At 61.5% G+C, this 19295-nt stretch carries 20 protein-coding genes and 1 pseudogene; 7 read left to right on the top strand and 14 right to left on the bottom strand.

Features of this window, described 5'->3' with window-relative positions; genetic code table 11:
- The first annotated feature begins 33 nt into the window (after positions 1 to 33).
- From RCH12_RS15525 to RCH12_RS15515, 3 genes are read left to right on the top strand one after another with little or no spacing between them, the layout of a single operon-like run.
- Complete coding sequence (locus RCH12_RS15525; RefSeq protein ID WP_327017461.1) at positions 34 to 747, top strand: phosphatase PAP2 family protein; 714 nt, start codon at positions 34 to 36, stop codon at positions 745 to 747.
- Positions 737 to 1411 (top strand): response regulator transcription factor, encoded by a 675-nt coding sequence (locus RCH12_RS15520; RefSeq protein ID WP_327017460.1) that lies wholly within the window; start codon positions 737 to 739, stop codon positions 1409 to 1411. The genes RCH12_RS15525 and RCH12_RS15520 overlap by 11 nt, the downstream gene beginning before the upstream one ends.
- A complete protein-coding gene (locus RCH12_RS15515; RefSeq protein WP_327017459.1) occupies positions 1408 to 2421 on the top strand; it encodes a sensor histidine kinase in 1014 nt (337 codons plus the stop codon). Before RCH12_RS15520 ends, RCH12_RS15515 begins: the two co-directional genes overlap by 4 nt.
- Positions 2422 to 2447: 26 nt before the next feature.
- On the opposite strand, the gene RCH12_RS15510 is transcribed toward RCH12_RS15515, so the two are convergent.
- Positions 2448 to 3098: a DedA family protein gene (locus RCH12_RS15510; protein ID WP_327017458.1), complete on the bottom strand. Its 651-nt coding sequence runs from the start codon at positions 3096 to 3098 to the stop codon at positions 2448 to 2450.
- Positions 3099 to 3302: 204 nt separating this feature from the next.
- On the opposite strand from RCH12_RS15510, the gene RCH12_RS15505 reads away from it, so the two are divergent.
- Together RCH12_RS15505 and RCH12_RS15500 are read left to right on the top strand one after the other, a co-directional pair.
- Positions 3303 to 4100 (top strand): COG4705 family protein, encoded by a 798-nt coding sequence (locus tag RCH12_RS15505; RefSeq protein ID WP_327017457.1) that lies wholly within the window; start codon positions 3303 to 3305, stop codon positions 4098 to 4100.
- A 34-nt stretch (positions 4101 to 4134) separates the two neighbouring features.
- Positions 4135 to 4992, top strand: coding sequence for an undecaprenyl-diphosphate phosphatase (locus tag RCH12_RS15500; protein WP_327017484.1), 858 nt, complete (start codon positions 4135 to 4137; stop codon positions 4990 to 4992).
- On the opposite strand, the gene RCH12_RS15495 is transcribed toward RCH12_RS15500, so the two are convergent.
- The 13 genes from RCH12_RS15495 to RCH12_RS15435 form a co-directional block, all read right to left on the bottom strand.
- Positions 4912 to 5934, bottom strand: coding sequence for a sensor histidine kinase (locus tag RCH12_RS15495; RefSeq protein ID WP_327017456.1), 1023 nt, complete (start codon positions 5932 to 5934; stop codon positions 4912 to 4914). The two genes, RCH12_RS15500 and RCH12_RS15495, sit on opposite strands and share 81 nt — an antisense overlap.
- Positions 5931 to 6611, bottom strand: a complete 681-nt coding sequence (locus tag RCH12_RS15490; RefSeq protein ID WP_327017455.1) for a response regulator transcription factor — start codon at positions 6609 to 6611, stop codon at positions 5931 to 5933. Before RCH12_RS15490 ends, RCH12_RS15495 begins: the two co-directional genes overlap by 4 nt.
- Before the next feature lie 21 nt (positions 6612 to 6632).
- Positions 6633 to 7208, bottom strand: coding sequence for a hypothetical protein (locus RCH12_RS15485; protein ID WP_327017454.1), 576 nt, complete (start codon positions 7206 to 7208; stop codon positions 6633 to 6635).
- Positions 7205 to 8176 (bottom strand): ABC transporter permease, encoded by a 972-nt coding sequence (locus RCH12_RS15480; protein WP_327017453.1) that lies wholly within the window; start codon positions 8174 to 8176, stop codon positions 7205 to 7207. Before RCH12_RS15480 ends, RCH12_RS15485 begins: the two co-directional genes overlap by 4 nt.
- The gene (locus RCH12_RS15475) at positions 8169 to 9068 is read right to left on the bottom strand and encodes an ABC transporter permease (RefSeq protein WP_327017452.1); all 900 of its coding nucleotides are present in this window, start codon (positions 9066 to 9068) and stop codon (positions 8169 to 8171) included. The genes RCH12_RS15480 and RCH12_RS15475 overlap by 8 nt, the downstream gene beginning before the upstream one ends.
- A complete protein-coding gene (locus tag RCH12_RS15470; RefSeq protein WP_327017451.1) occupies positions 9065 to 9802 on the bottom strand; it encodes an ABC transporter ATP-binding protein in 738 nt (245 codons plus the stop codon). The genes RCH12_RS15475 and RCH12_RS15470 overlap by 4 nt, the downstream gene beginning before the upstream one ends.
- A gap of 171 nt (positions 9803 to 9973) precedes the next feature.
- Complete coding sequence (locus tag RCH12_RS15465) at positions 9974 to 10360, bottom strand: sulfate permease (protein ID WP_327017450.1); 387 nt, start codon at positions 10358 to 10360, stop codon at positions 9974 to 9976.
- A 112-nt stretch (positions 10361 to 10472) separates the two neighbouring features.
- Positions 10473 to 13961, bottom strand: a complete 3489-nt coding sequence (gene mobF / locus RCH12_RS15460; RefSeq protein WP_327017483.1) for a MobF family relaxase — start codon at positions 13959 to 13961, stop codon at positions 10473 to 10475.
- A gap of 127 nt (positions 13962 to 14088) precedes the next feature.
- Positions 14089 to 14664, bottom strand: a complete 576-nt coding sequence (locus tag RCH12_RS15455; protein ID WP_327017449.1) for a hypothetical protein — start codon at positions 14662 to 14664, stop codon at positions 14089 to 14091.
- Positions 14665 to 14720: 56 nt separating this feature from the next.
- Positions 14721 to 15869, bottom strand: a complete 1149-nt coding sequence (locus tag RCH12_RS15450) for an alpha/beta hydrolase family protein (protein ID WP_327017448.1) — start codon at positions 15867 to 15869, stop codon at positions 14721 to 14723.
- On the bottom strand, positions 15866 to 16885 hold the full coding sequence (locus RCH12_RS15445) for a DUF6545 domain-containing protein (protein WP_327017447.1): 1020 nt from the start codon (positions 16883 to 16885) through the stop codon (positions 15866 to 15868). The genes RCH12_RS15450 and RCH12_RS15445 overlap by 4 nt, the downstream gene beginning before the upstream one ends.
- The gene (locus tag RCH12_RS15440) at positions 16882 to 17328 is read right to left on the bottom strand and encodes a hypothetical protein (protein WP_327017446.1); all 447 of its coding nucleotides are present in this window, start codon (positions 17326 to 17328) and stop codon (positions 16882 to 16884) included. The genes RCH12_RS15445 and RCH12_RS15440 overlap by 4 nt, the downstream gene beginning before the upstream one ends.
- Positions 17329 to 17374: 46 nt before the next feature.
- Complete coding sequence (locus RCH12_RS15435) at positions 17375 to 17836, bottom strand: hypothetical protein (RefSeq protein ID WP_327017445.1); 462 nt, start codon at positions 17834 to 17836, stop codon at positions 17375 to 17377.
- A 107-nt stretch (positions 17837 to 17943) separates the two neighbouring features.
- Between RCH12_RS15435 and RCH12_RS15430 the strand changes: the two are divergent.
- Positions 17944 to 18396: pseudogene (locus RCH12_RS15430) on the top strand (ArdC-like ssDNA-binding domain-containing protein); the annotation flags it as partial.
- A 171-nt stretch (positions 18397 to 18567) separates the two neighbouring features.
- Positions 18568 to 19146, top strand: a complete 579-nt coding sequence (locus tag RCH12_RS15425) for a hypothetical protein (RefSeq protein WP_327017486.1) — start codon at positions 18568 to 18570, stop codon at positions 19144 to 19146.
- Positions 19147 to 19295: the final 149 nt, after the last annotated feature.

Here is a 19295-nt window from a genome sequence, read left to right as displayed (position 1 = left end):
AATCTCTGTGACAGCGGAGGGCACGCTGGGGGGATGATCAGCGAAACTCACCGGAGCAGCATGCGCGTGCGGGTGGCTCTCCTTGCCACGGCCGTGCTGCTCGTGGTGGTGGGCGCCGGGCTGGCACTAGCCGCGCAAGGTGTCTGGACGGCCGCTGAGATGGATTTTCTTCGCCGGGTAAATCTCGCTCACACCCCGCAGCTCGACAGCGTCGCACTGGGGATCAACTGGTTGTTCGGCCCCACTGTTGCTCCCGCGCTCGTGGTGGTCGGCTGCAGCGTGGTCTTCTTGGTCGAACGAAAAGCCCTTCCAGCCCTCCAGTTTCTCGTGATCGTGACACTCCCCTGGATGGGCAACGAGGCGATCAAAGCACTAGTCGGCAGGCCCCGCCCCGATATCGCGTCACTGCCTCATATCCTGGTTCTTGAGCCCGGCGGCCTGAGTTTCCCCAGCGGACATACCAGTTTCGCCGCCTGTCTTCTGCTGGGCATGATTCTCACTATCCGCGGCCGGCGGTGGCGCGCGCCGCTCATCGCCACGGCCATTGTCGTGGTCCTCGCCACTGCAGGTTCGCGTGTCTATCTGGGCGTGCACTATCCAACCGATGTTGCCGCTTCGATCGTCTACTCGGTCGCCACAGTCTCTTTGATCAATGTCGTGTGGCTGCTGTTGATGACACACTGGGCTAGACGCCGTCCCGGCGCACCTGCCGTACACGTTGTTCGAGGAGCTTCAGATGACCGCTGAAGGCAAGGACCGTGCTCGGCTGCTCTTGATCGAGGATGACGCAAAGTTGGGCCCGCTGATCAAGCAGGTGCTGACCGAAGCTTATGAGGTCACCTTGATTGCCGACGGCGCGGAGGGCCTTGCCATTGGAGCGATCGGTGATTTCGAGGTCATGGTCATCGACCGGCGATTGCCGTCCTTGGATGGCCTGAGCGTTGTGGACGCGCTTCGACGCAAGCTCGTGACCACCCCGATCCTGTTGCTCACAGCCTTGGGTACCACCAGAGACAAGGTAGAAGGACTTGACGCCGGCGCGAACGATTACCTGGTCAAACCGTTCGAGTTCGACGAGCTCTTCGCCCGGTTGCGCTCCATCCGCAGGGTGTTCACGGGAGAAGGTCGCACCCTGGTCGTGGGCGGGTGGGCGTACTACCCGGACAGCCGCACAATCTACTCCCCGTACGACGGCCGAATCCTTCTCACCGTCAAAGAGAACGACCTGCTCAGGCTGCTCGCCGAAGCGCCTCACCGCACTTTTAGCCGCCAGCAAATCCTGAGCGCGGTCTTCAACGCTGACGACACCGCTGGCACGGTGGACACTTACGTGCACTACCTTCGACGCAAAACCGATATTGACATTGTCCTGACCGTGCGCGGACAGGGCTACCGTCTGGGACAACCGTGAGACACCGCCCCATCCTCGACAGCGACACCCTCGCGGTACGACGCGCCTCACGGCTCGTCGGCACCCGGATCGCGCTCACCTGCGCAGCCGTCGTTGCGGTGGTCATCCTCGCCGTGTTCGTGTACATCCTTTCGGAGATCCCAGCTGCTGAACTCTTTGAACCCGTGCCTGACCCCGATAATTTACGGCTCAGCGCCGTTGATCTTCTACGCGCAGCTGCCGTGCTGGGCGTGGCCTTGATCGCCCTCGCTGGGGTGATGAGTTGGTTGGTCACCCGGCGGGCAGTCCAGCCGCTGGGCGATGCGTTGCGTATTCAGCGTGCGTTCGTCGCCGACGCCAGTCACGAATTGCGCACTCCGTTGGCTGTGCTGGATGCCCGATTGCAGATCCTGCAACGGTCGCTACCGGTCGATGACCCGTCGGTTCCCGCTGTCGCCGAGCTGCGGAGCGATGCGAAAGAGTTGATCAACATCGTGAATGATCTTCTCGAGTCCGCGGAAGTTGGCAGTTCCGCAGCCCACGACGCCGAAGTCGCCGACGTGAACGCGGCCGTCGCCACCGCCGTGCGGTCAATGTCGCTGATCGCCGTAGAGAAACAGGTAAATATAAAGTTCGATGCCGCCGGCCCCGCGTCCGTGCACGTGCCGACGGCCAGCATCGTCAGGTGTGTGGTGGCTTTGCTCGATAACGCGCTGCGGTTCGCGCCTGCACACTCAATTGTCCAGGTGGAGCTGACGGGGACGAAGAAGACAGTTTCGGTCACCGTCCGTGACACTGGTCCTGGTATTCAAGGCATCGATCCGGCTCGAGTCTTTGATCGTTTTGCGCATTCAGGGCACGCCGTAGACGGCGGCGGGGACGCGCGAACCGGTTTCGGTATCGGGCTCTCCCTGGTGCGGGAAATCGCTGTGCGCTATGGCGGAAGCGTTACCGTTCTGGCCAGTTCTGATGAGGGCACCGCCATCCGTTTCACAGTGCCCCGAGCAAAGCAGTCATCGCGACCTGCGTAGCGCTGCCCACAAGCTACGGGTAGAAGCTACGTCACCTGTCGGCGACGGGTGATCACGGTGCGAATCAGCACAGGGACAATCGAAGTCACCACGATCCCAATCAACACAACGTCGATGTAGCGGGCAGCGAATTCGGATACGCCGGGAATGTGCGCCAGAGCGTATCCCAGCAAGACCACACCCGTCGCCCATACCGTCGCGCCCACAACGTTGAACAGTGTGAAAAGTCCCCGGCGCATCTTGCCGACCCCTGCAGCGACCGGGGCGAAGGTGCGAACTACGGGGACGAACCTGGCGACCATGACGGCAGCCGGTCCGAAGCGATCAAAGAACGCTTGCGTACGCCGGACGCTGTTTCGGCTGAATAGCCCAGATTCCCGGCGCTCAAAAATTGGTGGGCCGGTTCGGCGACCGATGAAGTAGCCGAGCTGATCACCGAGGGCGGCGGCGAGCACAATCGCAGGAATGACCACCCATAGTGGCTGGCTGATGACGCCGCTGAGGGTGAGCACCCCGGCAAAGAAGAGGAGGGTGTCCCCCGGGAGGAAGAATCCGATGAGGAGCCCGGTCTCGGCAAACACGATGGCGCAAATAGCGACGAGCCCCCAGGCGCCCGCACCCGAGATGAGCATTTGAGGGTCAAGGAAACCGGATAGCGGCAGCATCGAATGAATCATCCATTCACTCTCACAACCCGTTTCTAAGAAACGGCCAAGAAATGCGGCAAATCCTTGCTGGACCGGGGGCCTCTCGGGCATTGCCCGGCGGACCGTTTCTGCTGTCCTGAAAAAACTTCGGTGATAGCGGCCCTTCTGTGAGAAGTCTTAGAGCCGGGCCGTTTCGCTGGGCACTGATAGTCCCATTCAGAAGGAGCGTCCCCCATGAACTCAGCGCATTCCAGCACCCTGTCATCCACCCGTCACATGCTCAACAAGGTGCCAGAGGTCACCCTCGTCTTCTGGATTATCAAGGTCCTGGCTACCACGGTCGGCGAGACCGCTGCGGATCTTCTCAACGTCGATCTGGGTCTTGGACTCACCCTCACATCGATCATCATGGCCTTGCTCCTCGTCGCGGCCCTCGTCGCCCAGTTCAAGCTCCGCCGCTATATCCCCGCCGTGTACTGGCTCGCCGTCGTACTTATCAGCGTCGTGGGCACTTTGATCACGGACAACCTCACCGACAGCCTCGGTGTGCCGCTCTGGCTCACCACAGCCGTGTTCGCCGTGATCTTGGCCGTGACCTTCATGGCGTGGTTCTTGTCCGAGAAAACCCTCTCCATCCACTCGATCTTCACCACTCGTCGGGAGACGTTCTACTGGCTCGCCGTGCTCTTCACCTTCGCGCTCGGGACCGCAGCCGGCGACCTGGTAGCCGAGAGCCTAAATCTAGGTTTCTTCGTCGCTCTGCTGGTCTTCGCCGGAGCGATCGCACTCGTGACGGTCGCGTACTTTGTCTTCCGCATCAACGCCGTCCTGGCATTCTGGATCGCCTACATTCTCACCCGCCCCCTCGGTGCGTCCACCGGCGACCTCCTCTCCCAGCCCGCCGCCGACGGTGGACTCGGACTGGGCACGACAGGAACGAGTGCCCTATTCCTCGCCATCATCCTCATCCTGGTGACAGCCCTCTCTGTCCGATCGCGTAGAGCCAACGCCCAGCTCACAGCGACCGTCTAAACCGCCGCCTTTTCGCCTGATACCGGAGCACATCATCGACACTGTCAACGCCATCATCCTGGGCATCGTCCAAGGACTCACCGAGTTCATCCCCGTCTCCAGCAGTGCGCACATCCGCATCGTCGGCTCACTGCTGGGTACGGGGGCGGACCCAGGCGCCGCGTTCACCGCGATCACCCAACTCGGCACCGAAACAGCCGTACTGCTCTACTTCTGGCGCGACATCTCCCGCATCATCAGCCGGTGGTTCCTCTCCCTAACGAAACGGGTACCCCGTTCCGATCCGGATGCATGCCTGGGCTGGTTCATCATCCTGGGCTCTGTCCCCATCGTGATCCTCGGTGTGGCGTTGCAGACGCTGATCGAGTCCACCTTTCGCTCCCTGTGGATCGTCGCCGTCACTTTAATCGTCTTCGGAGTCGTGCTCGGCATCGCCGACGCCATCGGAGCAAAGCGTCGCCGGCTCGTCGACCTCACCGTGGGCGACGCCGCCATCTTTGGCGGCGCCCAAGCCCTCGCACTCATCCCGGGAGTATCGCGGTCCGGCGGCACTATCACCGCTGGCCTGTTGCTGGGATACGAGCGGACCGCCGCCGCTCGCTACTCATTCCTTCTCGCGATCCCCGCCGTTTTCGGCAGCGGCCTGTACGAGCTCTACAAAACCGTTCGCACCTCCTGCGGCACTGTCAGTGGAGCGTGCACGCCCGAAGTCTTCACCGGCGCTCAGACGGCGCTGGCAACCGGTGTCGCCTTCGTCGTCGGCCTCGCTGTAATCTCGCTCCTCATGCGGTATCTAGCTACCCGCAGCTTCCTACCGTTCGTCATCTACCGCATCGCCCTCGGGGTGGGACTCATCGTCGCACTCACCACAGGTGCCCTGAGACTGAGTTAACTGCTGCCGCTCAGGCACGGTCAATGTGACGGTTGTCCCAGACCCTGGTTCGGAGGCGATGGCCACCTTCCCACGGTGGGCCGAAATGATTTGTTTCACTAACGGGAGGCCTAGTCCGAAGCCGGGTGTGTTTCTGGCGTCCTGTGCGCGCCAAAAGCGATCGAAGGCGTGGGCAGATTCTGTGGGGGTCATACCCACGCCGTCATCCGTGACCTGGATTTGGGCGAATCTCCCGGCCGCGGAGACAACGATCTGGATGCTCCCGGATTCGTCGGTGAATTTGACTGCATTGTCGACGAGATTGGTCAGCGCGCGAGTGAGCAGTTCCGCTGATCCATTGACGAGCACACTGCGCGTATCGCTCACGGTGATTCTGGCGCCAGATGCCTTGTGATTTTGGACAACAGTGTGAGCTAGTTCATTAAGTGAGACGAGCTCGAAGCTCACTTCAAGCTCGTCGGCGCTCTCTCGGGTCAGAAGGAGCAGGTCGTTAGTCAATCTGGTGAGGCCTTCGGCGGCTTCCAGCGCTGTGGTCATTGCTGCTCGATATTGAGCCGGTGTTCGCGATCGCGAGAGCGCAAGTTCGAGTTCACCCTGGATAACGCTCAGCGGGCTACGAAACTCATGGGACGCCCCGTCAACGAACCTTTGTTGGAGCTCGTAGCTGCGCCGGATAGGGGCCAGCGCACCCCGGGCCATGAGGTAGCTCGAGATGGGCAAAAGGATGACGAGAATCGCGTATCCGGTGATGAGCCCCATGCGCAGGTTGGCGAAGCCCTGTTCGGCGGCGTTGAGTGATGACTGCCCGTCCAATTCGGCAGCGTCAAAGTCGAATGCTCCGGTGACAAACGAATAGATGCCAAGGGCGAAAACGCCAAACAAGATCAGCTGCACGAGGGCATAAGTCAGGGTCAACCGGATAAGTGCGCGGCGAAAAATCATGCGTCGGCCGCAATCACGTAGCCGGCTCCGCGGCGGGTTTCGATAATCTCTACCTCACCTGAAATGGTCAGTTTTTGTCTAACGTAACGGATGTAGGTCTGCACAACGTTGCTATAGCCCTCGTAATTGCTGTCCCAGGCGTGCGTGATCAGTTCGGACGAGCTGATGATGTGACCTGCGTTCCGCATGAGGTATTCCAGAACAGCAAACTCCTTTGCAGTCAACACAATGATTCGACCGTTCCTGGTTGCTGTGCGTGTCGCGGGGTCGAGCGTTACTCCTTGCGCTCTTAAAATCGGCGCCTGGGCCCGGGGAGCCCGCCGCAGCAGCGCCCGTACACGAGCCAAGAGCTCAACAAGATGGAATGGCTTAACAAGGTAGTCGTCAGCCCCGGCATCCAGCCCTTCCACTCTTTTTCGTGTTGAGTCCAATGCAGTCAGCATGAGGATCGGAATGTCCTGATTGAGGTCGCGGATGCGGGCGCAAACGTCCATCCCTCCGCGAGGAAGGCCGGGCAGCATTAGGTCGAGGACGATCAGATCGTACGTTTCAATTTCGAACGCCTCTACACCTGCCGGGGCTGTGTGAACAACGTCCACGGCGTAGCCGGCTTCCTGTAGGGTACGGCGGACGACGTCCGCGATGCGGACGTCGTCTTCCACAACAAGTAGCTTCATGAACGGACCGTGCCGGCTGGGTTAGTCTGCTGCATCTCCCGCTCCAGACCCCTTGGTCGCTGTGGCGTTGGCCACCTGAACACCGGCAGCGCTAACCTCGATGGTGAAGTCCACTTGGTTCTTGGAACTTCGGTAGATGCTGAACGTGTTTTCAGGGTAGTGACCAGGGCCGCTTTCTCCGTCAAATGACAGCGTAGTCGTCGCACCTGGCGCGAGAGTGAAACCAGTCAGCGCCTGATAGTAGGCCTCGCTTTGACCGGTCGTCACATCGGTCATGACGTAATAGGTCTCAAAAGATGACAGCTCACTGGTCGTGTCGTTACGCACGGTCACTTGAAGTCGGTCGTCGATCGCCGCCTTGGTTGCGGGATCCACGTTGTCTTCCGCGGCCGCGGACAGGATCGTCAATCCCGGAGCGGTGCTCGCATTGACAATCGGGTTCGAGTTCACAGGCAGCACGGTGGCCGTTGAGGTTCCTGAGCCAGCCGCCAGGGAGCTGGCCGGAGTCGGTGCAGAGGTAGCTGCTTGGCAGCCGGCCAGTCCGAGGACTGATAGGGACGCCACCAGGGCAACGGGAATGAGCAGTTGTCGTTTCATGAGATTTTCCTTTGCAGATTGCGTCGGGTGGTGAACCCGACGGCGAATGTCGCGGAGGCGACGGTCGCCGCCGCGAGTGTGATGGCGTAGCCCCACATGTCAGCCCAAACCAGTCCCAGGGGCTGCTGGTTGTACTTGTCCTTGATGCCCAGGAAAGCGAAGGAGAGTCGCTCGAAGTGCTTGGTTATCGATGAGACCTCCAGCCCATTGCGGATGCCGTCGAAAACGGCGAAGTTCGCGAGTACTTTCAACTCGTCGGGCTTTTGAATTTGAAGCGTGGCGAACAACCCACCGGGAACCTGGTTGTCGGGGTCCATGGTGTCGCCGATCTGGGGAATGATCAGCACGAACACCAACCACACCACAATGGCCACGATGAGGCCGGTGCTGAGTCTGTGTGACAGTGCAGTGATACCGATCGCCAGCGCGCTCCAGAACAGCAGATACAGCCATGCCACCACAGCGGCAATGAGGATGCGTACGATATCGATCCCCTGCAGCGGCGCATTTCCGATCACCAGGATGGCAACCGTGGTCGTCACCGTCAGCAGGGCGACGACAACGAACCAGACAACGGCAAGGCCCAGCACCTTGCCTGCGGGAATCGCAAAACGACCAACTGGCCGGCTCAATAGAAGCTGAAGGGTGCCCCGGTACTTCTCCTTGGCCACGGTTCCGTATCCCAGGACAATTGCGAACAGTGCACCGAGGATTTCCAGGTACTCGACGCCGCCGCGCAGCAACTGCAGCGGAAAGAGTTGAGGGGCCGCCGGTACGGTCGTGCTGCCGCTTGCAGCCAGCCGCTGCACATACAAGTTGTAGGCGTCCAGTTGGGTGCGGAAGCTTGCCGCCGCCACGCCCACCGAGATCAGGGTCGCCACCGCAAGAAAGGCGATGAGTACCGCAAAGAGCCGGTCGCGCCGCAGGTCAAGAAGTTCTTTCTGCGCGATCACCCATGTGCTACTCATTGAGACCACTCCTCATTCGGCTGCGCGGGGTTGCCACGACGATGACCGTCATTACCGCGAGGACCCCTACCAGGATGAGAATGCTGAAGGCAGCGTTCCCGGTTACGGTGGTGTCCCGCAGGATGATGCTGGATGCGGTCTTGAACTGCTCCGTCACCGATACAGGACCGGTGATCATGGACACAATGTCGAAGTAGCCACCCGTTGAACTCACAGCTGGAACAGGGTTGAGCAACGACACCGGTCGCGCCGCCGTGCCGATCTGCGGGAGCACGAAGGCGACCGCGCTCCAGATCACGAACGGCACCAGAAGCGCGGTTGTTTCCTGCTTGCTTCTGAGGCCGGTGAGCATCCCCAACAATGCGAACGTCGTAAGAAGAACCCAGGACAGCAGGGCAAAGCCAATCACACGCCCGGTGTTGGGCCAGCCCAGTGGCGACCCGTTGATGACGCTGATGATCACCCAACTGACGAAAAAACTGATCGCAATCGATGCTGCGAGCACCCCCGCAAGCCCGACCAGCTGTCCTAAAAGTCGACTGACAGATCCCACGGGCCGGCTGAGAACCAGGTCAGTAGTTGCCGCTTTGCGATCCCGCAAAGTCGCTTGGACTCCGAGAACGATGGCCATCAGAGAACCAATCAACACCACGTAAATGACGGCGTTGCGCAGGTAATACAGCGGAGTCACCCCGGCGAACGGGTTCGGCGCGGTTGTCAATCCGTCCGCGACGACTTTCTCGTAGACGCCGGTGACAGTTCGGTTGGTAACCCACCCGATGATGGACGACGCGATGATCATTCCAACGAATACGAAGAGCAGCAGATGTGCGGTGCGGGCACGGCGGGTGTTGAGCATCTCGTGTCGAGCACTGACCATGAATGTGTTCACGATACGTGCCCCGACTCCAGCCGAAAGTAGATTTCCTCCAGCGATTCCTCGCCGGGGAAGTCCGACAGTGTCCTGGCCAGAGTGTCCTGGTGCACGAGCGTTCCATTTCGAAGAATCCCGATACTGGTGCAGGTCTTAGTCACCTCAGAGAGAAGGTGGGTGTTCATGAAGATCGTCATGCCGAACTCGGCGTTCAACCGCACGATCGTCTCGCGCAAGGTCCGCACCCCTTCTGGATCCAACCCCGACGTCGGTTCGTCCAGAAAGAGCACCGACGGCGAGTGGAGGATGGCCTGGGCGATGCCGACACGCTGACGCATGCCCTTGCTAAACGTCCCCACCCGCTGCCGATCATGGCCTTCGAAATCGAGAATGCGCAACACGTCATGAATACGCTGATCGGGACGCCGCAGACCTGACAATTGGGCGAAGAATTTCAGGTTCTCCATCAAGGTGAGATTGTCGTAAAACTGGACGTTCTCCGGTAAGTACCCAATCGCTGCCCGTACACCCATTGCGTCATCGGTCACGCTGCGGCCAGCCACTTCCGCGTTCCCTCGGGTCGGTTCCAGCAGAGTGGTGAGGAGATTGACGGTGGTGGTTTTGCCGGCGCCATTGTGGCCGAGTAGCCCGAATACCTCGCCGATCCCGACCTCCAAGGACAGCGCATCTAACGCTATCCCGGAACCGTACGACTTCGACAGATTGTCGGTCGCGATTGCTGAGTTTGTCATAACACCGACCGTATTCAGGCCATCGTGAGACCACGATGAGAACACCTATTTGCGGGCGGCGGGCCGCACCTTGGAACCCCTAGCCTGTCGGTGGCAGCTCGTGATTTACGGATGCGCGCCCAAGCCGGGTGGAGACTTCGAAGGGCGTCTCCTGCCAGGAGCCGCGCACTCTCAGTTGCGACTCTGAGAGAGCTCCCGCTCTTCGAGGTGTTCCTGTTTGCCGCCATTGACGTGTCCGGCCGTAGTCGCCCGACGCCGTTCTTCCTGACGACGTGCACGAAACAGTGTTACCAAGGTCGCGGGTCCTGCGGCCAGGAACTTCAGCGAATTCCACGCGAACAGCAACGCAACCAGATTCAACCAGCCCGATCCGCTGTTCTCAACCAGACCGATGCATACAACCATTGCGACTGCGTACGGGACCGCGAGAAGCATCGCCGGCACGCCCCACTTCAGCCCACGGCGAGTGTGGATGGCGTCCAGTGCGATGGTGGTCGGCATGAACCGCCGCACTACGTAGTAAGCGCGGGCAGTCACACCCAAGATGAGTCCGAACATGCTGAAGCCTTCCGGATGTTCGGCGACAAGAACCTGGAAGGACAGCCTGGTGAAGAGGAACGTCGTGCCGTCACAACAAGTGGCGGCGCACATAAGGTCGCTTGGTTCAAGTTTAGAACTGGATGCCTGATGTCGGAAGCCCCAACCTGGCACGCTGATCAGGCGCATCGGACGGCGGGTGCCGATCCGCGAGGCGCTGAGCTCCCCGTAGCGCTGCGTCAGCGCGTGCCCTGTCGAGCTGTTGGGCAGTCGATTGGGGTGACGGGCCAAGAGCACTCACGCTGACGATTTCGTAACGGTCCCGGTAGGCCGCGACGGTACGCGCCAACCGATGCCATGTGCCGTCCAGGGATGCTGGCGGCGCCGCCCCAAGGTGTTTCGTCCACGCCTCCTTCGCTACCAGCGAGGCTGCCAAGCATGCCGCTGCTCGGGCTTCCATCAGGTCGCTGCGCTCGGTGAGGGCTCGATGAAGGTCAGCGCGCATGGGCCCGGAGGCTCTCGGGATGAGCCCTGCGACTAGCCGCGGCGTCTTTCGCGAGCGCCCCGCCCCAGTTCCCCGGGCGGTCGCCGAGGACACTCTGGCCCGAAGCACAGCAGCAAGGTCTTGAGCATCCTCGAACCCGCGAGCCGCAACAACGCGACTGAGTAGGCGCTCGATGTCGAAGTGGTGCGCCTCGGCTCGTCGTAGCTCGGCGGTCAGCGGGCCGAACGCATCCGAGGCGACAACGCGATCGGCGTGCGCTTGCGACAGCCCGCTCTCGCGCACCACAGACACCCACCTGTCGTGCTGAGCGGAGGCCGCGATGGTCTCGTACTCTGCGGCGAGCTGGGCGATCGATCCCCACGAATCCTGCTCCGTCGCGATTGTTTCATGTGCAGATAGTTCAGCGCCCACGTGCTGCAGCACGCCATAGAGGACGCTTCGCGCCGTAGCCTCGTTGTTGTCGCCAGGCCTGGGCCCAGTGTGGGCGTCATCCGGTCTGTCTACGGCAACGTAGGCGGCATTCGCCTCCCGGCCACGCGTCATCGCGACGTAGAAATTCTCCCTTGTCATGCCGGTCGCAACGACAATGTGGGCGGTATCCGTCGTTATGCCCTGAGCGCGATGAGAGGTAACCGCATAGCCGAGTTCGAGGTGCCGCTTGGCGTACTCGGCAGGGAGCAGCACCGTGCTCCCCCACCGTCGGCCGTGCCTACGCACCTCCACTGAGCCTTTTCGGTGCACACTGATCACGGTCCACCTGTCGCCGTTGCGCACCCAAGATTTGGCCGCGCGAAGACGCCGGTCATTCCGGCGGGTAATTACAGTGTCACCGACCGCCGCTCGGGTCCCGTCATGCAGGGCTATCTCCCGAAGCGCATCCACGCGTCCCTCCAGGATCAGCTCAGTCCGGGCTCGGACATTCAACGAGGCAACTGCTTCGAGTGAGTCGCTGATGAGCACCGTGGTCTTGCCGGCTCGAGCATCCGTGCGCCAGGCCTCGTACGCAGCATCCGCCATTGACTCGGTGCTGCCGCCACGCACGCGGTCATGCGCGACGTAATGGTCGATCGACTCTGGGTCGCCGTGACGCAGGCCGAGGGATGCCGACTTCTCCCATTCGTGGACGAAGCGGTGAACGTCAAGAAGTTCAGGCGCATCCGCTCGATTGTGAACCAGCAGGGATAACGCCCCACCGGCATCGACCGACTGAAGCTGGGCGTAGTCGCCCACGAGGAGAACTTTCGCGCCAGCGCCCGCGGCGAGCGCGGTAACACGGTCCAACGACAATGTCCCCGCCAACGATGCCTCGTCAATGATCACCAGCTGGTCCGCGCGGAATGTCGCTCCGTACTCGAGATGGTTCTGCCACCACTTCGCCAGATTTTCGGTCGCAATGCCCAAGTCATCCGCGAGCACCTGAGCGGCGGAAGCAGAGGGAGCCAGCCCGACCACCGATTCCACGCCGTGCGCCGATTCCCATGCCCGTCGGAGCGTGTTCATAACTGTCGTCTTACCCGCGCCAGCCGGCCCCACCAGGACGTCGAGAACCCGCCCGGATTCAACAATCGCGGTCAACGCCTCCATCTGATCGGCGGCAAGTACGCCGCCACCGGGCAGAACCCGGCGCTCAGAAGATCGGAGTGTGGTCGCTAGTATCCGTGGGCCAGCCGTATCGCGCGCCCGGTTGAGCAAACGACTCTCGGCATCCAGCAACTCGGTGGACGTGAACACCGAGGAGTGTTTTGGGCGGAAGACAGTCGTACCGTCACCTCGCTGGAATGGCGCGGGGCTCGACGCCAATTCCGGAGGCGTGATCTGCAATGAGGCGCGCTCGGCGGCATCGACAACCAGGCCGACAACAGCTTCTCGATCGGATGCTGATGCGAAACGGAATTGCATCGTTTGACGCGCTGCTTCGGCAACGAGATTCCAGTGGCGCCAGGTAGCACGCCTTTCGCCGACCACCCGCAGCACGTTCAGCCCGAGTGTGCCGATGGTGTCGCGAGGCATGTCTGTTGCGTGGAGGACCACCGCTAAAGATCCCGCCTCCGCTGCAGTCGTCTGAGGCACGGCCTTATGGCCCAGCACACGCTGGGCCCGTTCGCGCCACTCTGAGGTGAGTTCAGCCAGAGACCGCACTGTCTTCGTAGGTCGAGTGGACAGAGTAGCCTGCGCGCGAAGCCTGGTGATCGTGACCGGGTTGGGACGGTGACCGTGACTACCCACATACGCTGCGATCAACCGGTCGGTCTCGACGTCGATGTGCCGCGACCTCGTGGAGAACTCAGAGACGAGCACCTCGGGAACGGAGCTGATCGCCCATGCTGGGTGGCGGTCTCTACCTCGCTCGCGCGTTTCCCACCTCACACCAGTCGAGCGCGTAAGGGCGTCCGCGAACAGGGTCTCGTGCAGTTCAGAGAGGGCTACGACCGCCGCATGCATCGGCCGGCCGTCGAGCGAACGCCACCGTCCATCAAGTACGGTTTGCACCTTGTTGCTGATGACAACGTGCGTGTGCAGATGCGGATCGCCCGCCCTGCTGTCGAAGTGATCGAAGGCCGTCGCGATCAAGCCGCTCACATCCACTTGAGCAACGGCACCATCGCCGACCGCTACCCCGGTCCTCGTAGCGGCAACCTCGCGCTCCATATACGCGACAACCTCAGCAACCGCCGCGTGATGAGCATCCACGATCTGGCCTTGGGTGGTTGCGTCTGCGACACCCCAAAGGACGCTTGCCGACTTGGGGATTGAGAACGAGAAGTCGTAGCCGGCGACTGCGCGCCGCCGACGGGATACCTGGTCGTTTCCAACCGTTGCCTCGTCCGCGCCGACCGAAGTTCGATAGACGGGATACGCGCGCCCCAAGGGCGCGCCTGTGATCGGATCTCGCCCCATGCCTATCAACAACTGCAGTTGCGCCTCTGTAACCTCAGAGCCGTTCGCCACGCTTCCCATACCGAGGCTCGGGACGCCGCTGCCCATCCAACGCCCTGGCGGGGTGCCCTTGGCGCTGTAGTACCGGGTCAGTGGCGTTGTCAACGACCGATCCCCGTCGCCAGCAGCAACGGTGCGGAGCAGGTACTTGTATCCGTCACCAGCGCTCATCACCCGCATAGACACCGTCACCGCGCACTCCTCCGCTATTACGTAGGAGGTGCGCCGCCGCGATCTGCAAGAGGCGTGGCAATTCGACGGGCGGGTTCAGCGGAACCGAGGCTCGCAGACCTCGCTGCGTCCCCGTCTATTCGTCGTCGACGTATTTTGTCGCGGCTTCTTCGCGAAACTTAACCATCAGCGCTTCCACACGCGCTTCATGCGTACCGAGGGGGACGCCGCGCAAAGCCAGGTATGTTGCGACCAAGGGCTCCAGTAGCTTTGTCGTATCCGTGAATAACTCCTGCGCGAGGAAGGCCTCGGCAAGCATCACTTCGCGGCCTGGAGTACTCATGTGGTCGCGATCGTGGTCCCGATAAAAGTGATGTGCGAAGCGATTGCGCTCCTCAAGCGCGACGTCCAGCCTGCTATGCAGCCCCGGCATGTCGAGCAGGAACGGCGCTAGTCGCTTGAGAAGACGACCCATCGACACGGTCGAGTTAGCGAGGAAGTAGTCGTCAAATAGGGCTGGAGTGCCAATACCCGAGGCCGTCGTCTGAGCAAGTGTGAGCACGTTTATCATGGACGCCTCGAGAACTGAAGAGAGATACATGGCCAGGCCGTACTGGGCGAACATTTCACGAATTTGATAATTTGTATCGTCGAGTTCCGCCTCACGGTCGATACCGCGGCCCACCGCGTCGTCGCTCGAGATGTTGGTCATAGCTTGAGAGTAGGGGTCAAGGCAGCATCGTTGCCTCGGTCGTGGGCGAAAAAGGCTCAACCGGTAGTGGCCGGCGACGTCAGCCAAGCGTGGAGAGCCGTCCTCCAGCGAACGTGATCCGAATTCCAACTCATGGTGTGGTCTGCATCGAATGGCTCAATGTCGACTATGTCGGGTCGCCGTTCGCCAAGTCGATTCGAGACTTCGAACGGAGATGAACTGTCCTGGCGGCCATGCAGGATGAGTGTCGGCACGGTCAGCTCGTCAGCTCGCGCAATCCAGTTAAGCCTGCTCAGGGTGAGCGGCTTGGGGAGACCGGTCAAGCGTGCCAGCGGCCAAGAGCTCAGCCACGGCAGGGCAAGGGTGCCGGTCCATGCAGGCAGACCCGCCCGTGCGCAGTTGGCTCTAATCGTCGACACCCAGTCGAGAACCGGTGACTCAAGCACGAGGCCCTTCACTATCACCCCAGGCTCCGGGTCTCTGGCAAGCTGGAGTGCGATGACAGCGCCCATCGACCATCCGAAAAGGATGACGCTGCGAGCGCCGTTCTCGCGAGCGAAACGCACAGCAGCGCGGACGTCATCCACCTCGGCAGCACCGAGTTCGGATCGTCCAGCTCCCGCAGTGGGACCTACGCCGTCATTGCGGTACGTCACGACAAGCGAGGTCAAACCCGCTTCTGCGGCGACTTGCACGCCACGAAGCGTTCCAGCGCGCGGGCTCCCGAGACCATGGATGTGGATGGCCCATGTCGTCGATGGGCCGACTTGAGGGCCGATGAGCCACGCTGGCGCGGGCCCAACATCGGTCGGCACCCAAACGTCCATCGCCACCAAACCGGCTTCCACGGGGGTCGAGAAGAAGATTCCGCTCCAGGAGGCTCTGTCACCGGCATTCAGCTCTCCGCTCAGGTCTTCCACCATTCGGCCGACGAACCCAGGCCCACGGTCCACCATGCCCTCCGACAGCCGCACCCAGCCGCCATTCTCGAGAATGAGGCAATAGATGCCGGATGCGCCCGTGTGGGCCGTCCGATCGAGAACGACGATGGTCCGCTCCACCGAGTTCTCGACCCCGCGCACGGTGAGGTCATACGTTCGTCCGCCCGCTGGTGCGGTCAGGTTCCTCGCGATCACGAGCCCAAGCCCGGCGAGCGTCCCACCAACGGCGGCCACCGCACCGGCCATCGCCCAGCCGGCTTTCATCGCCCCATCTTTCTATTTCTGGTTGTCGTGGGTAAAGCGGCAGCCAACGAGCCAGCCGGCCCAGCCCCGACAAGGTGGAGCTCGGCGCGCTCAATGAGCTCTCTCTCGGGCTCGCTGACTGCGAAGTTCACCCGGGTGTCGATCATCGCGTCGCGGATTTCGACGACCTGACGGTGCAGCACAATGTCGGGTTCGTCCGCAGGGATAGCGACCTGCTGGTTTTGGCTGATTCCTGGGCGCGCCTTGGTCGCTTCTGCCCAGATCGGCCTGAGATCGTCGACCAGCTTCCGGGTCCGTCGTTCACGAGAACGAGCCTGCAAGGAGCGCGCGGCCGGCTGTCCAGCGAAGCCGACGCAGAGAAACAGAAATGCCAGCAGTCGCAGCGGTTCGTACGTGACGGCGATCTCCGCCATCAGGACCAGTTCGTCGAAGACGTGGGCGATATCCATGGCAATGACCACCACGCTCAGACCAACTCCGAGGAGGCTTCCGATGAACAGAGAAGCTGGTGGCAGCTTCTGGACACCCTCGCTGTTTCGGAACTGCCGGGCAGCGAGAACTGCCATCGCGGAGAGGACGATCCCGTAGTAAACGAATTGGATCATTGAGTAGACAGCAGCCGCGGGTTGATCACCGAGCTCGAGCATGAAGCTCGTGGTGGTCCCGCCAAGGTCGATGAGAGAGAAGGCGACGGCCGCACCCAGGATTGCGGTTACCAGTGCCACCCGCCCGAGCGCGAGTCTGACCGTCTTCGGTTGGCGCTCGGAGGCCTTCATCACTCCCCGACCCAGGAAGAAGACACCGATCATCAACGCAACGTCCGCCACCAGAGTTACGAGGTTGCCGCCGCCGGCCAGTCTGTCGAGAGGCCGATAGACGGGGTCAGTATTGAGCGTCATCGCGACGGCGATCGTGAGCGCCGCGTAAGTGATGTTCCGCTCGGAGCGGCCCCGCCGCAGTATCAGCAGACTGGCGGCGAGTAGCCACATGGCGGTGGCAACAATAATGGCAGTCATCCGAAGGTCTCCAAGAACCGGGAGTTGTGCATTGCAGACCCGCGAATCGCTGCGGCAAGGCGGTCAGCGAGCGTCTCCGCAATAACTTCCTCTGCTGTGTCAAGATCCTGGCGCCGAAGCAGTCGCGCCTTGACATGAGGCGGAATGTCAGGCAGCAGGAAGTCGGGAGCTTCGGGATCATGGTTGGCGTCGTGACCGAGAATCATGTGTGCCAATTCGTGCAGCACGAACTGCTGCCGATGCAGCGCCGAGTCACTGCTGGCGTGAAGAATTAAGTCTTCCCCCTCTCCCACGAGCCAAACGGCACATAGGCCGTCCTCATCGCCAAGGTCTGCTAGTTCAACAATCCGCAGTCGACGGTGCCGGCTTCTCTGCACGGCGCCGACGAGTTCGTCGAATGTGAAGTTGACCCCAAGAGCGAGTTCATCGACGGCCGTCGACACGCTCACTGGATAGTCCACTGCTTCGTCACCTCAATTCATAGCTTGGTTAGGGCTCATCCTCCGCATGGTGCTCGTGCGCTTCTGGGGATTTCGGAGATATCTCCGCGTCCAAGAACTTGCTGATCGCTTGCAGCGCTCCGGGAGAAATGTCTCCCAGGGTGCGTGCCGCGTAGGTCTTAATCCGGGCGGCTCGCATTGCGCGAACGAGGTCGAGCTGAGCGCTCACCTTTGCGGGAATGTCAGCATCGGTGGCACCCGTGATGAACGTTGAATCGACGTCGAAGAATGCGGCCAGGCCGTCGAAAAGTGGGAGGTCCTGTACATACCGGTGACCGTTGACCATATACGTCCATCGCGACCGCGAGAGGCTCGTGCCGCGCTCTTCTAGGTACGCGGCGATCTGAGCGAAGGTTGGCTCGCTCCCGCTCTCTGCAACCGCAACGTCGAGCAAAAGCCGGAGTCGCTTCGCTAAGTTCTCGGCGGCTGTCTTGCTCTCTTCATCGGTCATAGACAGACCCTCTCACCCCGTGGTCCGGTCAGGTCGGTTCGGCCGTCGTTCGGGGCCTTGGGAGTGCTCAATTTAGTCTTTGAGCATGACCAACGCAATGGTTGCGCATGCTCAAATGTGGTGCTAGAACGAACCTGAAACTAATTGAGCATGCTCAACGGGGACGACTCGCTAAGGGCGCTGGCATGGCGAGGCGCACCTCTGTGTCAGCCACACACCAGTGTTGGCAGCCGCTTGGGAAGGTGATCAATGTGCCGACTGAACCGCAAACGCGGCAAGACCGGGATGCGAAGCTCGCGGGACTTCACGAACGCCTGGTTGCCTCTGTCGAGGAGCTCGTCAAGGGAAATAACTGGAACCGTGCCCTTGAGTTCTCCGCCCGCTTTCGATCCCGGTCTTTCAACAACTCACTGTTGATCTGGGCGCAGCATTCCGCTGCGCACGAACGTGGGTCAGTCCCGACTGCACTCCCGAGCTACGTGGCAGGGTTCCGGCACTGGCAAACGCTCGGGAGACAAGTGGTCGCTGGGCAAAAGGGCTACATGATCTTCGCTCCCCTCATCGCGCGTTTCGCAAGCCCCTCCCCCGCCGACATGAATTCGTGGCGGCGGCTTAGCCGAAACGAGCGACCTCGAGCCGGTGAAGTCGTACGCCAGCGAATGGTCGGAGCTCGACCCGCATACGTGTGGGATGTCTCCCAAACCGAAGGGGCACCGATCCCTGAGCGTCCGATGCCAACGCTGCTCCGCGGCGAGGCGCCCAAGGGACTCTGGGATGGCCTCCGTGCGCTCATTCAAGAGTCGGGCTTCGCTGTCGCGTTGGTACCGGATGCCGCCGCGATCAATGGAGCAAACGGCCTGACCGACTTCGCGCACCGAATCGTCTCGGTGCGAGCGGACATGGATCCTGCGGCCGGGGTGAAGACGCTCAGCCACGAACTGGCACACATCAGAATGCACAATCTCGAAGCGGGCGTGCTGTCGCACCGCGGGGTGGGTGAAGTAGAAGCGGAGTCGGTCGCGCTAATGATCGGGGCAGCGCACGGGATGGATACCCGCGACTACACGGTTCCGTACGTGTCCGCCTGGGCCGGCTCAGTGCCCGGCAAGACCGAGACTGAGGTTATCCAGGAGACGGGCGAGCGCGTGCGTCGGGCGGCCGTAGCGATCCTTGACCAACTTTCGACCGACCAAACTGGGGCCGGCGATCCTCCTGAGTTGGGCCTGTCTCTACCGGTCGGGCATTCAGAAGTCACAGTGCCGGATACCCTCGATCACCGGTCGGAGCGGCTCGGAGTCAGGAGACTCTGATGGATATCGTCGAAGTGCTGCTTGACACGAGACAATCTTCACTGGGAAGCGCGGCACTGCGGAATTTGTCAAGGTGAATGAGGCCAGCGTGAGTTTAGGCGGCTAGTTTCGGCGCTTCTTCCTGAGCGGCGGGTTTGTTGATCCAGGCC

The organism is Cryobacterium sp. MP_3.1, from assembly GCF_035984795.1.
GTDB lineage: Bacteria > Actinomycetota > Actinomycetes > Actinomycetales > Microbacteriaceae > Cryobacterium > Cryobacterium zongtaii.
This window is presented reverse-complemented; position numbering and strand designations above follow the sequence as displayed.

What these genes read in the sequence shown, in the direction of transcription:
- RCH12_RS15520 (WP_327017460.1), top strand. Translation starts at nt 737, where the DNA reads ATGACCGCTGAAGGCAAGGACCGTGCTCGGCTGCTCTTGATCGAGGAT.
- RCH12_RS15445 (WP_327017447.1), bottom strand. Translation starts at nt 16,885, where the DNA reads ATGACTGCCATTATTGTTGCCACCGCCATGTGGCTACTCGCCGCCAGT.
- RCH12_RS15465 (WP_327017450.1), bottom strand. Translation starts at nt 10,360, where the DNA reads ATGTTCGGACTCATCTTGGGTGTGACTGCCCGCGCTTACTACGTAGTG.
- RCH12_RS15470 (WP_327017451.1), bottom strand. Translation starts at nt 9,802, where the DNA reads ATGACAAACTCAGCAATCGCGACCGACAATCTGTCGAAGTCGTACGGT.
- mobF (WP_327017483.1), bottom strand. Translation starts at nt 13,961, where the DNA reads ATGCGGGTGATGAGCGCTGGTGACGGATACAAGTACCTGCTCCGCACC.
- RCH12_RS15425 (WP_327017486.1), top strand. Translation starts at nt 18,568, where the DNA reads ATGCCAACGCTGCTCCGCGGCGAGGCGCCCAAGGGACTCTGGGATGGC.
- RCH12_RS15490 (WP_327017455.1), bottom strand. Translation starts at nt 6,611, where the DNA reads ATGAAGCTACTTGTTGTGGAAGACGACGTCCGCATCGCGGACGTCGTC.
- RCH12_RS15525 (WP_327017461.1), top strand. Translation starts at nt 34, where the DNA reads ATGATCAGCGAAACTCACCGGAGCAGCATGCGCGTGCGGGTGGCTCTC.
- RCH12_RS15435 (WP_327017445.1), bottom strand. Translation starts at nt 17,836, where the DNA reads ATGACCGATGAAGAGAGCAAGACAGCCGCCGAGAACTTAGCGAAGCGA.
- RCH12_RS15450 (WP_327017448.1), bottom strand. Translation starts at nt 15,869, where the DNA reads ATGAAAGCCGGCTGGGCGATGGCCGGTGCGGTGGCCGCCGTTGGTGGG.
- RCH12_RS15510 (WP_327017458.1), bottom strand. Translation starts at nt 3,098, where the DNA reads ATGATTCATTCGATGCTGCCGCTATCCGGTTTCCTTGACCCTCAAATG.
- RCH12_RS15455 (WP_327017449.1), bottom strand. Translation starts at nt 14,664, where the DNA reads ATGACCAACATCTCGAGCGACGACGCGGTGGGCCGCGGTATCGACCGT.
- RCH12_RS15485 (WP_327017454.1), bottom strand. Translation starts at nt 7,208, where the DNA reads ATGAAACGACAACTGCTCATTCCCGTTGCCCTGGTGGCGTCCCTATCA.
- RCH12_RS15505 (WP_327017457.1), top strand. Translation starts at nt 3,303, where the DNA reads ATGAACTCAGCGCATTCCAGCACCCTGTCATCCACCCGTCACATGCTC.
- RCH12_RS15495 (WP_327017456.1), bottom strand. Translation starts at nt 5,934, where the DNA reads ATGATTTTTCGCCGCGCACTTATCCGGTTGACCCTGACTTATGCCCTC.
- RCH12_RS15480 (WP_327017453.1), bottom strand. Translation starts at nt 8,176, where the DNA reads ATGAGTAGCACATGGGTGATCGCGCAGAAAGAACTTCTTGACCTGCGG.